Genomic DNA, 12,687 nt, shown 5'->3' with positions numbered 1-12,687 from the left:
AGGATATCATGATGGATAAAAGAGAAACTGAAGTTCATGTACTGGAACTTTCCCGGCCATTACTACATAAAATTTATGGTGGATACAGCATTGATAAAAGTCAGATTGACCGACCGGATGCTGCAATTTGTGTTAAAAAACCGCACAGGGCATTTTGTAAATCACGAGTTCCATTTAGGGTAGGAATCGAAATTACTACTTGCGACAAGTGTGGTGATCTTGGCTATTTAAAGGATGATAAATTTGGCAAAGATAAGGTCGATAACCAAATTAATGATTTTATTCATGGGATAGATAGTAAAACCCCAAATAAAAAGGTCGATGTTAAAATTCCTGTTGATTATATATATGAGGGGGTTGTCAGAAAGAATGGCAAGTTCAATGACTACGTCCGCGCCGGGGTGTTTAAAGAGGTTGTGCTTATCTGTTTTAGTGAAGTAATAGGAACTGACAATGTTATTTTCAAAAATGGGCTGAGACAATGGTCTGAATACTTAATATCTAAGTCTAATTCTATGTTTGATAAGGTTATTTTTGTTGATCTCTTGGGGGGGAGACCTGTCTGTATCTATGATAAACAGAATCCACATTTGATTCAGCCATTACCTTATGCTTATGAAAATAGTTCGATTACCGTGATGCAAAGCCCAATGTTACGCTTTGATCAACAACATAATTTAAATGAAATTTATGCTAACGAACCATTGATTGCAAAAAGAATCGACAAACCGCGGTCGAAAAAATAAACAACAACATTTTGCCATGATGGCCAAACCTGATTTTATTTAAGGTTTGGCCTGTCGGGGAATCATTTAACCGTGGGCAGATCGCTATATCGGGTAGTGTATCGCGGGGAGAGCATTTCCCGCTTCATCTGCCACGGTTGCTGGATACCCTGGCCGGCGAAGTAAAGCGTTCCACGTCCGTCCTCAGCATTCAGGCGGTCCAGCACCTCCATCAGTTTTTGGCTATTTTTTCGCGGCGCATTTTCGTCAAACAGATTAAGTTGCGCGACGCCCTGGCTATAAAAATCGCCCAGCATCACCCCGGCTTTCTGGTACCGGCAACCACTTTGCCAGATGGCATCCAGACAACGCGTCGCGGCGGCGATAATATCCCTGCTGTCCTGCGTTGGGGTAAGCAGGGCCACCGAGGCATTATTGGCGTAATACCGTTCGTCAGGCGCGAAGGGCGACGTTTTTACAAAGACGGAGATAAACCGGCAGTATTGATGTTCCTGACGAAGTTTCTCTGCAGCCCGGGAGGCGTAACTACAGATGGCCTGGCGCATTTCTTCGTACTCGGTGATGCGATGGCCGAACGAACGGGAACAGATAATCTCTTGCTTTACCGGGACAAACTCTTCCAGCTCGAGGCAGGGCTCGCCGCGTAATTCACGGACGGTTCTTTCCAGTATGACATTAAAGTGTTTTCTGATGAATCGGATATCCGTGTCAGCCAGCTGCAATACCGTCCGGATCCCCATCGTTTCAAGCCTCTTCGCGATGCGTCGACCCACTCCCCAAACCTCTTCCACCGGTAGCGCCGCCATTAATTTTCTTTGCCGCTCCGCATTCGACAGGTCAACCACGCCTCCTGTCTGCTGTTGCCAGCGTTTTGCCGCATGATTCGCCAGTTTAGCCAGCGTTTTTGTCTGGGCTATTCCGACGCCCACCGTCAGGTGCGTGCGTTGCCGCACCGTGGCTCTGAGCTCATGTCCAAACTCGGTAAGAACGCGGCAGTTACGCACGCCGGTAAGATCGCAAAAAACTTCATCAATGGAGTATTTTTCGCAGCGAGGCGACATCTCTTCAAGCGTCGTCATTACCCGGTTGGACATATCGGCGTAGAGTTCATAGTTGCTACTGAAGCAAACCACGCCATAATGCCTGAAGATATCTTTTTGTTTAAAGTACGGTTCACCCATTTTCACAAACGGTTTGGCTTCCGCAGAACGTGAAATCACACACCCGTCATTATTGGACAAAACAACCACCGGGCGGCCGCGTAAGTCCGGGCGAAAGACGGTTTCACAGGAAGCATAGAACGAGTTCACATCACACAGGGCAAACACGATCAGCCCGCCGATTTCACGATGTAGGTCACCACGCCAAAAATTTCCAGACACTCTTCACTGCCTGGCATAATCGGCTGGTAGGCGGGATTATCAGGTTTGAGCATGACAACAGGATGTAACTGGAGGCGCTTAACCGTGAATTCCCCATCCACCGCGGCAATAACGATGCTGCCATGGACGGCCTTGCGGGAGCTATCCACCACCAGTAAATCACCATCGCCAATGCCAGCGCCAATCATTGAGTCACCGCTTGATTTCACAAAGTAGGTGGCGCCTGGATGCTGAATCAGCAGTTCATTCAGGTCGATACGCCGTTCAACATAATCCTGCGCGGGGCTAGGAAAACCGCAGGGAACAAGGTCGCTGAACAGAGGTAATGCCACGATCTGGCGTAGCTCGGTTAGTGTGAAAAACTGCATGATGATCACCGATTATCTTTACTGTATGTATATACAGTATTGTAGATCGATGGCAGAGATCAAGAGGGTCGTACCTTATCAAAACCTGCGCCAGCGCCCGCAGGCGGGGGGGGGGGTTATGCCTGAAGCCGATTGATAAACAATAGATTACCTCATCGCTAATATTAGCGACTGCGCCGTTTAGCTGGCGAAAATAGCGTGACGATTTTATGTAAAAACAATCTGAATATGACTGAGGTAAAGAATCTGATATTAACGAGGCAGGGGATGTCTGAGCGATTAACGCGCAGGGATTGCTCACCGGCCGACCGTATGCAAGAGCAGGCCGGTGAGCAAATGGCTGTGATGGCAGTTCGCAGCCGTGGTTATTTTAAAGCGTCCGGGCCGGTTTAAACATATTTCTTCGCGCCAGGAGACTATTTTCAGACTTACCTCATTACCGTTTCTAATAAGTCAAACCAGTAATTAACGCCTGTTAAGAAAGCTCCACTACTAATAATGACGGTATAAAGATGAACAAAAGCACAGAGTTGAATAATTAAGAGTATTCCTGGGTGAAATCTCGGGCAGAGAGATGACTTCTGATAAATATTCAGGATAATTTATCAATCTTAAGGAATTAGCCCCGCGGCTGCCTGCACCATAAAGGAATCCATATGGTTAATCGGATATCGATCCTGTCATCTGTCGACAGCTCCTCGTTATTATTCTGGAAATTCAGCGGGCAGGAGAAACTGTCCGAACCTTTCCACTTTCAGGTCGATTTACTCAGCCAGGATTTTGCTATCGACCGTCAGGCCATGCTCGGCAAAAACATGACGGTGGCGGTTCCCGGCCAATGGGGACAGGAGCGTTATCTTTCCGGCAAAATCACCGCCGTAACCGTGCGCGCCGAAGATCTTGGCGAGACGCGCTACGCCGTCTATCAGACCACGCTGGAACCCGATTTCTGGCCGATGATGCGCGACCGCAACTTCCGTATTTTCCAGCAGCAGCGGGTGCCGGATATCGTGGCCAAACTGTTTAGCGAGCATAACGTTAAGTTTGAGGACAAACTTACGCGTAGCTACCGGCAGTGGGATTATTGTGTACAGTACGCGGAAAGCAGCTTCCATTTCATCAGCCGTTTGCTGGAGCTGGAAGGTATTAGCTATCTGTTCCGCCACGATAAAGACGGCCATACCCTGGTGCTGATGGATGACTATCAGCAGGCTGAATCCTTCCCCGGTTATGAAACTATTCCCTGGCATGCGCAGCCGGGCGGCGGCGCGGTCGGCGAAGAGGGCATCAGCCAGCTGATGGCGAGCCACGTCGTCACGCCGGGGCTTTACAGCACCGATGACTATGATTTTCGCAAGCCCCACGCCTGGATGCTGCAAACGCTGCAGAATCCGGTCTCGCCGACACCGGGCAAAATCGACGTTTACGACTGGCCGGGGCGCTTTATGGAGCACGGCGACGGCGAAGCCTACGCCCGTATTCGTCAGCAGTCCTGGCAGGCCGAACAGCAGCAAACTCAGGGTATCGCCACCGCGACCGGTATCGTCCCGGGACACACGTTTACCCTGACGCATGCGCCCAATATGGCAGATAACGCTAAATGGCTGGTGGTGGGCGCCCGCTATGATATTGAAGAGAATCAGTATGCCTCCGGCGGCGGAAATACCGCGCAGCACCGCATCGCATTCACCGTTATTCCCGCCGCGACGCCATTTGTCCCCGCGTCAAGGACCGACTGGCCGCGCACCTACGGGCCGCAAACCGCCCGCGTGGTAGGGCCGAAAGGAGAATCGATCTGGACCGATAAATATGGCCGGATTAAGGTGAAATTCCACTGGGACCGCGAAAGCCAGGGCGATGAAAATAGCTCCTGTTGGGTGCGCGTTTCCAGCGCCTGGGCCGGCCAGGGTTACGGCGGGGTGCAGATCCCACGCGTCGGTGATGAAGTGGTGGTGGACTTTATTAACGGCGAGCCGGACCGGCCGATTGTCATTGGCCGCGTCTATAACGAAGCCAGTATGCCGCCGTGGGCGCTACCGGCGGCAGCCACGCAAATGGGCTTTATGAGCCGCTCAAAGGATGGTTCGCCGGACAATGCCAACGCCCTGCGTTTTGAAGATAAACCCGGCGAAGAGCAGCTCTGGCTGCACGCTGAGCGCAACATGGATACTGAAGTCGAAAACGACGAGACCCATGATGTCGGCAATAACCGCACCAAAACCGTCGGCAAAGACGAAACCAGCCATATCAAACAGAACCGCACCCGCACGGTGGATGGCAATGAAAGCGTTACCGTCGGCAAAGATCGCAGCAAAACCATCAATGGTAATGAAACCACCACCGTTGAGCAGAACCGTACCGAAAGCGTGAAGGGGAATGAGACCCTAAGCGTTGAGCAGAACCGCGATGAAACCATCAGCGGCAACCATACCACCACGGTGAAAAGCGACCATACCGCGACCGTCGAAGGCAAGCAGTCACTGACGGTCGTACAGGATCGCACCCGTCAGGTACAGGGTAACGAAAGCGTCAGCGTCCAGCAAAATCGTAACGTGCAGGTCACCGGCAATCAGACGCTGGGAGTGACCGGCAATCACGATATTTCCGTGACCGGTAAGCAAACGCAGACCATCACCAGTAAGCAAGAGGTGACGATCGGCGCCGGGCGTACCCTGAGCATCACCGGCGGTGATACCCGCTTTACGCAAGGGAGCGTAACCGACAGCGCTACCGATACCGTACATATCAACGTGGGCGAAAGCGGCATTCTGATAAGCAACGGCAGCGTGGAGATTACCGCTGGCGGCTCGACGATCACCATTAACGCCGCCGGCGTGATGGTGAATGGTAAGAAGATTGAGCTCAATGCCTGACAGGAAAAGGGAATGAACGCGGCGAAGAATCCGACCGAAAAAGTAATGAGCGAGCTTGAGCTTAGCTGGCTGGACGCCAGCGAGCAGGCGGAGCAGATCCGCTTATTTATCTGGCGGGTGCCTGCCGGCGGCGAGTCGCTGCTTGATGGTTTTATCGCGCTGCAGCAGCACCCTGAAGGGCGCTCGCTGCCGGATCTGTTGCTGGGGCTAACCACGCCGTTTGAGACCGGCTATGGCTACAGCGACGCGCTCGGGCGCGAGTTTGTGGAACACTACGAAGCGACGCCGGATGCCGCCATATGGGATGCCGAACGCTTTCTCCCAACCTATAGCCCGGCGCAGTTGCGGCAGATGCTGCAGGATTTTGCGACGACATTTCATGACGATTTACGTTATCTGGTGTTGGTGCTGAAACCCTCCGCCGTCAGCGATGAAAAGGCGTTGAACCGCTGGTTGAACGGCTGGCTGGCGCAGGAGGCGTGCAACGCCAGACTGTTACTTATCGACACCCTTGAGCAACCGATCTGGCAGCCGCTGTATGAGGCGCATCCGCGCAGGGTACGGCTGCTGACCGATGATGTCGACAGTATGAAAGTGATGCATCAAACCGCGCGCGGACAGAGCGATCCGAATCCCGATCGCTTGCTGTTTCGCCGCTATCTGGCTGACGCCATGCTGCTGCTGGAAAAAGGCAGCGCCGCGCAGGTGGCCGCGCGCGGCGGCATGGCGCTCGGCGTCGCCCAGCGCTGCGGTTGGGCCGAGCAGCAGGCGATGATGCATAACCTGATCGCCGGCGGTTGGCTGAAAGGTAACGATCATCAACGGGCCGTCGATCACTACCGCCAGGCGCAAAACATCAGCGGCGAAATTGCCGACCCGGCGCTTAAAGGGCAATTGCGTACCCAAAGCACTTTTGGCGAGGCTGGCGCCTGGTTCGCACGAAAAGAGTATCTCCAGGCGGCGAAAGGCTATCGCCGGGCGGCGGGCGAAGCGCAAACCATTCCACACCCGGTATTTGCCGTGGAAGGCTGGCGGATGTCCGGTTTTTGTCTCAACCTCGCCGGGCACCGGGCAAAAGCGATGGAGGAGTATGCCCACGCTATCCAGGCGGCGGAGCCGATCCCACGCCAGGAGCGCGCCCAGACTACGCTGCCGCTGGCATTTCAGGATCTGCTGCGCATCCATGATAAACGGCGGACCGAAGCGCTTGAGGCCTGCGCGACGCGCTGGCAAAGCGAAAAACAGCGCTTAATCCAGCAGGCGGAAGACCGCTTGCCGTGGGAACCCGTCGTCGAACAGGTAAAACGCGTGGACCGACAGTTACAGCTACAGCTGGAAGCCGCGTTCGCGCTGATCCGCGAAGCGCGGGAAAAACTGATCCGCGGCGGCGATGACAGCTTTCGCCGCGTGATCCGCCTGGCGCGGGAGACGCTGCATCCGCACTGGAACGGCCTGCCGGAGATCGCCCACCCCTTTGATGCCCCGCCGGGTGAATGGCAAAGCCTGCCAGCCTGGGGAAATACCGATGCATCATCCACTGAAACTGCAGGGAGCAACCCGCTATGAAGACCCGGATTATTATTATTGTTGCCGTGACGCTGCTGGCAATCCTGTTTTTAAGCTTCTCGGACGGCGGTTTCGCCACCGAAGTGCGTACCTTCCTGCGCGCGCTGCTGCGCGCCATGTTCTGAGGCGCGTCTGATGCATTCCGGCGCTCACTTCGACCCGCAGCTTGGCCTGGATATCCATACTTATCCCTGGCCGCTGCCGACGCCGCATATTGGCATCGTTTTCGACGTGTTTGATTATCTGCCGCTGCTGGGGACTACCGTGCACGTCAACAGCATCAAACGCGCCAGCGCGGGGACCGGCGGTATTGCGGTACATATCCCGGTCGGCGGGGTGTGGGTGCCGCCGCTGCGCGCGCCTGGCGGCCCGCAGATGGAAGACGAGCTGTTTATGGGCAGTAAAACCGTCGCCGTCGACGGCGAGCCGTTTTCCCGCATCGGCATGCCGGTACTGAGCTGTAACATCCTCGGAATGGTGCCGCCCTTCCGCCTGAAGCGGCTGAGTAAACCAAAGCCGCTCTCGCTAACGCTGCCGCTGACGTTTAATCTCGCCATTCCCAACAACGTCATTGTCGGCGGGCCGCCAACCATCAACCTGATGGCGCTGCTGATGCGCGCCGGGTTAAGCGGGTTGGGCAAGGGGTTGAAGAAAGTTAAAAAAACGCCGCAGTGGCGGCTGTTTATGCGGCGGTTTAAAAAGCTGCGCCAGAAGCTGTTTCGCAACATGGATCCCGGCGTCCTGAAATGCCGGGTGCTACGCGCCGAACCGGTTGATATCCGCGACGGTAGCGTGAGCCTGGAGCATGAGGATTTTCTGTTACCCGGCCGCCTGCCGCTGGCGTGGACGCGAAGCTACTCGTCGGCGGATCTCGATGAAGAAGGGCTGTGCGGTTACGGCTGGTCAACCCCAGCGGACACCCGCCTTGAAATACTGGCCGATGAAGGCGTCGCGGTGCTGACTCAGCCGGAAGGGATGACGCTGTTTGCGGCGCTGCCGCAGTCCGACGGCCGCGAGCAGGGTATTGTCGGCCTGCCGGACGGCAGCCGCCTGTGGCGGGAAACCCGCAATGGCGAATGCTTCTGGCATGTTGAGCAGGAAGGGAGCGCGCGGTTGCAGTTTCGCGGTAAGCGCGGGCCGCTGGCGATTTACCGGCTGGCGGACCGTAACGGTAACGGCTGGCAGTTCGACTGGCAGGGGCGCGAGCTTGAGCGTATTCGCGAGTTCAGCACGCGCGGCATGAGCGGCAGGGAGATCCTCGTCACCTGGCAGGATGGCCGCCTGCGGGCGCTACGCCTGCGCAACGCGCTGGATGACGAAATCACGCCGCTGACCCGCTATGAATACGATAGCGATAATCAGTTGAGCGCGGAGATCGATGCGCTTTCGCATCCGCGGCGCTTCTACTATCAACAGCGCCATATGACCAGCCATGTCGACCGTAACGGCCAGGGCTTCCACTACCAGTTCAATGACGAGTGGCGGGTGGTTCACGCCTGGGGCGACGGCGGCGTATGGGATTACCATTTCGCCTGGCACGACTTGCTCAACGAAGTGGAAATCACCGATTCCAACGGCCATGTAACGTCTGTCAGCTTTGATGATAACGGTCTGCCGGTTTCGGAGATCGATCCGACCGGCGGCAATACCGTCTTCCACTACGATGATTTTGGCCGCACCGTCGAACTCATTGAGCCGGACGGCAGCACGCGTCGTTGGGAGTATGATGAACAGGGGCGAATGATCGCCGAACATCTGCCGGACGGTAGCCAGATTCAGGCGGCCTACAATGAAGACGGCGATGTGCTGGCGCTGATTGATGAGAAAGGCGCCTGCTGGCGTTCGGACTATGACGAACGCGGCAACCTGCTGGCGGGAACGGACCCTACCGGCGTCACCTCGCGCTATCAGTATGATGAGTACGGGCAGCTGAGCGCGGCGGACGTGCCGGGTTCCGGGCAGAGTCGCTATCGTTATGATCGGTTTGGTTTTTTGCAGGCGCTGAGCCAGGCCGGCGCGGGAACCACTCAACTGCGGCATTCCGTGCGCGGCACCCTGCTGGAGCGTATTGACGCCAGCGGCGGCAGCAGCCGTTTCCACTGGGACAGCAAGGATCGGCTGGTGGCGATGGTCAATCCGCAGGGCGGCGAAATTCGCGTCGCTTACGACCGGGAAGATTCACCGCTTCACTTCACCGATGAAGCCGGCCAGATAACCCGTTTTCGTTATAACCGCACAGGAATGCTGGCAGCCTGCGAGACGCCGGATGGCGCGACGCTTGGCTATCAGTACGACCTGGAAGATCGCCTGCTGGCGGTGATCAACCAGAACGGTCAGCGCTGGCAGCTGGACCGCGACGCGCTGGGGCGCATCGCCGCGGAGACCGATTACTGGGGACAGGTAACCCGTTATGGCTGGGATAAAGGCAACCGGCTGATCAGCCGTGAGGATCCGCTGGGGCGGCAGGTGCGCTACGGTTACGACCGCGGCGGGCGGCTAAGCGAGCGGCGCAGCGGCGATACCCTGCAGGCGAAGTATCATTACGATCCCTGTGGGCGGATGGTGCTGTGTGAGAATCCGTGGCGGCGGCTGGCGTGGCGCTATGATGACGCCGGGCGGGTGCTGCTGGAGGAGCAGGACGGTTTTCAGCTGCATTTTGGCTATAACGAGCGCGGCCTGCTGGTCTCCCGGCGCAGCGACAGCGGTCATCAGGTGCGTTACGCCATGGATGAGTATGACCGGCTGAGCCAGATCCAGCTGAATGACGATGCGCCGATCGTGCTGGGTTACGATGAGGCCGGGCGGCGGGTCAGCGAGCAGCTGTCGGCGGAGGTGACGCGTCATTTCACCTACGACCGGCTCGGCCAGCTGACATCGCAGCAGGTGTTGCAGAATGATTTACCGCTGTTCGCCAGCGGTTTCAGCTGGGATCGGTTGGGTAACCTGACCCGGCGCGATGACAGCCTGTGGGGCAGCGATCGTTACGCTTACGATCCGGTGGGGCGCTTGACGGCCCATACCGCGCCGGACGGTACGCTGCGGCAGTTTGTGCAGGATGCGGCGGGCAGCCACCTGCAGACGCAGACCCGGGCGGTGAATGAGAGCGCCGGGGGCTGGTTCCGCGAGGGGCAGCAGCGCGGGGTGCGTTATGTATTCGATCGCGCGGGCGAGCTGCGACAGCGGCGCGATGTCCGGCATAACGGCGAGAAAGAGGATTTCAGCTGGGACGATAACCGCCAGCTGGTGGCGGTGCGCAAGGGCGAGCGGCTGGTGCGTTACGGCTATGACGGGCTGGGGCGCCGGGTGTTCAAGCAGACGGCGGAAGAGACGCGCTGGTTCTACTGGCAGGGCGACGCGCTGGCGGGGGAAACGGTCACTATCACCCGCGAACCGCTGGCGGCACAGAGCATTTTTGATACCGGCAGCCGGCTGCAGCGGCAGAAAGCGCAGGAAACGCTGTTCAGCAGTATGCGCGAGTACGTGTACTATCCGGGAAGTTTTCAGCCGCTGGCGCTGCTGACGCAGGAAGCGGGCAGGAAGGAGAGCTGGCACTATCATTGTGATCCGAACGGCGCGCCGGTCCGCCTGACGTCATTACAGGGCGAGATAGTCTGGTCAGAGAAGACGGGCGTATGGGGAGAAAAAGGGGAGGTCTACGCCGATCGTATCAGCAACCCGCTGCGTTTCCAGGGCCAGTATTTTGACGCTGAAACGGGGCTGCACTATAATCGACATCGTTACTATGATCCTGAAATTGCGGGATTTATTAGCCAGGATCCGATTGGATTAGCCGGCGGGCTGAATGTTTATCAGTATGCGCCGAACCCGCTGGGATGGGTGGATCCGTGGGGGCTGACTGGAAAACCGTTAAACTCACCTGATATAAGCAAGTGGCTTAATAAAGGGGGAACGGTTTGGCAAGAAGTTGAAAGCAAAGTTTGGGTATACCAAGATAGTGCTGGCAATGTTGTTCGCTATCCAGAAGGGTTTCCAGATTTTACACCATATGAAAGGCAGAGTGTTAATGTTCCAGACTTAAGGGGAGATCATAGTAAGTCACCTGGAGGAGATTTTGGTAAAGCAGATGCATTAGCGCCAAAAGGCCAGGCGAATTATGATCTTAATACGTGGCATCATCATCAAAATGGCATCACAATGCAGGAAGTGCCCAAAAATATTCATCGCCGGTTCACCCATAGAGGCGGTGTATCTAAAATAAAAAGCAACTGTCAATAATATCAGGAGTTATAGAATGCCTATTTTGACTGGATTAAGTATTGATAAACAAGATATTAGTTATCTGGAGGGACATTTCTCTGTTGCTTTTCCTGATGATTACAAAGATTTTTTAAAAAAATACAATGGATATAGAATCGTGGCACCTGACTATTGCGATCTACCATTCGACAAAGTTGATAATGATTTTATTTCATTCGATGTGCTTCTTGGTTATAAGACTAGTAATAGTAATTTTGATATAGTTGAAATTAATGAAGAGTTACTAGATGAAATATCGTTTATTGATGGTGCACTAATAATTGGCATGGATCCAAGTGACAATGGCTATGTCCTGATAACTAAAAATAATTTGGCCGGAGTTTATTACTGGGACCGGACTTGCCTACATGCTGAGGATAATAAACAAAGCTATGATATTAGTGATGATGATGATTTAAATCATCTTTATCTTATAAATAAAACCTTTTCAGATTTTTTTGGAAGTATAAAGAATCTAACAGTCAATAAAGGAATGAAGTTATCTACGGGATTGTAATGATACTCTTAATTTAAGGATGTACTTCTTTAATACCCTGCATGGTTAATTATCATGCAGGGTTTAATAATAAATTGGATTGCACATCTATAATGTCAAGTATTAAAAATTAATAAATGGGATCATAAGATTTAGGGAGTCTTGCTTCCTGACAGATATAAACATTCTGGAAATTTTATTGGTCCAGAAGAAAAATATCAGTATTTCCAGTAAAGGAGTATTGCTCTATGAAAGAACTCGAAAATCCAAGAATTGAATCCAAAGTTAACTCCTTTGTTGAAAAAGGAAATGAGTTGCATGATGACAAAAAATATGCACAGGCGTTAGAGCAATATGAAAAAGCCTGGAGTATTTTGCCTGAACCAAAACCAGAATGGCAAGTTGCTAACTGGATTTCCGCAAATATATTCAGCGCTTATTTTGACCTTGGTGATTACAATGAGGCAAAAAAATGGGGCGAAATGACGTTGCAAACGAGAGGGGCGGAGATAGATACAGCGCCATCGATCGATCTGGGTATGGTTTGTTATGAGCTAGAACAATTTGATGAAGCTTACAAATATTTTAACGATGCTTATAGCTATGGAAAAGAGAGAGCATTTAAAGGCAGACCTAAGAAGTACCTTGAGTTTTTTTTAAATAAAAGGGCATAGTGGAAATTTTATAAATTAATCGAAAATGAGAGAGTTTATTTTTTAGCGAGAGTAAGAACTATTTCTTTAAATGATAAAAATCCACGCTACTGGTGGTTTTTGCAATGCGAAAGCCCTTTTAGCAAATGGAATAATGTCGGGAAAAAAGATTCCAGCCGGCGGCACAGGGTATTTTTGATACTGGCAGCCGGCTGCACCGCCTGACGCCATTGCAGGGCGAGATAGTGTGGTCTGAGAAGACGGGCGTATGGGGAGAAAAAGGGGAGGTCTACGCCGATCGTATCAGCAATCCGCTGCGTTTTCAGGGCCAGTATTTTGACGCTGA

9 protein-coding genes are annotated in these 12,687 nt (G+C 53.7%); 7 read left to right on the top strand and 2 right to left on the bottom strand.

Annotation, left to right across the window (positions count from 1 at the left end; genetic code table 11):
- The first annotated feature begins 8 nt into the window (after window positions 1-8).
- Complete coding sequence (locus PGR10_RS06545; RefSeq protein WP_430923205.1) at window positions 9-746, top strand: hypothetical protein; 738 nt, start codon at window positions 9-11, stop codon at window positions 744-746.
- A gap of 62 nt (window positions 747-808) precedes the next feature.
- Here the strand turns inward: PGR10_RS06545 and PGR10_RS06540 are convergent, their stop codons facing one another.
- Window positions 809-2,074 carry a Y-family DNA polymerase gene (locus PGR10_RS06540; RefSeq protein ID WP_430923418.1) on the bottom strand — a complete coding sequence of 422 codons (1,266 nt, stop codon included), beginning with the start codon at window positions 2,072-2,074 and terminating at the stop codon, window positions 809-811.
- Window positions 2,075-2,076: 2 nt separating this feature from the next.
- On the bottom strand, window positions 2,077-2,496 hold the full coding sequence (locus tag PGR10_RS06535) for a translesion error-prone DNA polymerase V autoproteolytic subunit (protein WP_015705808.1): 420 nt from the start codon (window positions 2,494-2,496) through the stop codon (window positions 2,077-2,079).
- Between the two features lie 656 nt (window positions 2,497-3,152).
- Here PGR10_RS06535 and PGR10_RS06530 point away from each other — a divergent pair.
- The 6 genes from PGR10_RS06530 (at window position 3,153) to PGR10_RS06505 (ending at window position 12,362) form a co-directional block, all read left to right on the top strand.
- Window positions 3,153-5,369 (top strand): type VI secretion system Vgr family protein, encoded by a 2,217-nt coding sequence (locus PGR10_RS06530; RefSeq protein ID WP_430923204.1) that lies wholly within the window; start codon window positions 3,153-3,155, stop codon window positions 5,367-5,369.
- 12 nt (window positions 5,370-5,381) lie between these two features.
- Entirely contained in the window at window positions 5,382-6,935 is a 1,554-nt protein-coding gene (locus PGR10_RS06525; protein WP_430923203.1) for a hypothetical protein, read from the top strand.
- On the top strand, window positions 6,932-7,060 hold the full coding sequence (locus tag PGR10_RS06520; protein ID WP_080961905.1) for a hypothetical protein: 129 nt from the start codon (window positions 6,932-6,934) through the stop codon (window positions 7,058-7,060). The genes PGR10_RS06525 and PGR10_RS06520 overlap by 4 nt, the downstream gene beginning before the upstream one ends.
- Before the next feature lie 10 nt (window positions 7,061-7,070).
- Window positions 7,071-11,171, top strand: coding sequence for an RHS repeat-associated core domain-containing protein (locus tag PGR10_RS06515; protein ID WP_430923202.1), 4,101 nt, complete (start codon window positions 7,071-7,073; stop codon window positions 11,169-11,171).
- Window positions 11,172-11,187: 16 nt separating this feature from the next.
- Window positions 11,188-11,709 carry an SMI1/KNR4 family protein gene (locus PGR10_RS06510; RefSeq protein ID WP_430923200.1) on the top strand — a complete coding sequence of 174 codons (522 nt, stop codon included), beginning with the start codon at window positions 11,188-11,190 and terminating at the stop codon, window positions 11,707-11,709.
- A 227-nt stretch (window positions 11,710-11,936) separates the two neighbouring features.
- Entirely contained in the window at window positions 11,937-12,362 is a 426-nt protein-coding gene (locus PGR10_RS06505; protein WP_045397978.1) for a tetratricopeptide repeat protein, read from the top strand.
- Window positions 12,363-12,687: the final 325 nt, after the last annotated feature.

This window comes from Klebsiella sp. 141198 (assembly GCF_050600785.1).
Classification (GTDB): domain Bacteria; phylum Pseudomonadota; class Gammaproteobacteria; order Enterobacterales; family Enterobacteriaceae; genus Klebsiella; species Klebsiella aerogenes.
The sequence above is the reverse complement of the archived record's forward strand: the minus strand, read 5'-3'. Positions and strand labels throughout refer to the sequence as shown.

Excerpts from the sequence above, each read along its gene's own strand:
- PGR10_RS06545 (WP_430923205.1), top strand. The coding sequence starts at position 9 with ATGATGGATAAAAGAGAAACTGAAGTTCATGTACTGGAACTTTCCCGG.
- PGR10_RS06535 (WP_015705808.1), bottom strand. The coding sequence starts at position 2,496 with ATGCAGTTTTTCACACTAACCGAGCTACGCCAGATCGTGGCATTACCT.
- PGR10_RS06530 (WP_430923204.1), top strand. The coding sequence starts at position 3,153 with ATGGTTAATCGGATATCGATCCTGTCATCTGTCGACAGCTCCTCGTTA.
- PGR10_RS06525 (WP_430923203.1), top strand. The coding sequence starts at position 5,382 with ATGAACGCGGCGAAGAATCCGACCGAAAAAGTAATGAGCGAGCTTGAG.
- PGR10_RS06520 (WP_080961905.1), top strand. The coding sequence starts at position 6,932 with ATGAAGACCCGGATTATTATTATTGTTGCCGTGACGCTGCTGGCAATC.
- PGR10_RS06515 (WP_430923202.1), top strand. The coding sequence starts at position 7,071 with ATGCATTCCGGCGCTCACTTCGACCCGCAGCTTGGCCTGGATATCCAT.
- PGR10_RS06510 (WP_430923200.1), top strand. The coding sequence starts at position 11,188 with ATGCCTATTTTGACTGGATTAAGTATTGATAAACAAGATATTAGTTAT.
- PGR10_RS06505 (WP_045397978.1), top strand. The coding sequence starts at position 11,937 with ATGAAAGAACTCGAAAATCCAAGAATTGAATCCAAAGTTAACTCCTTT.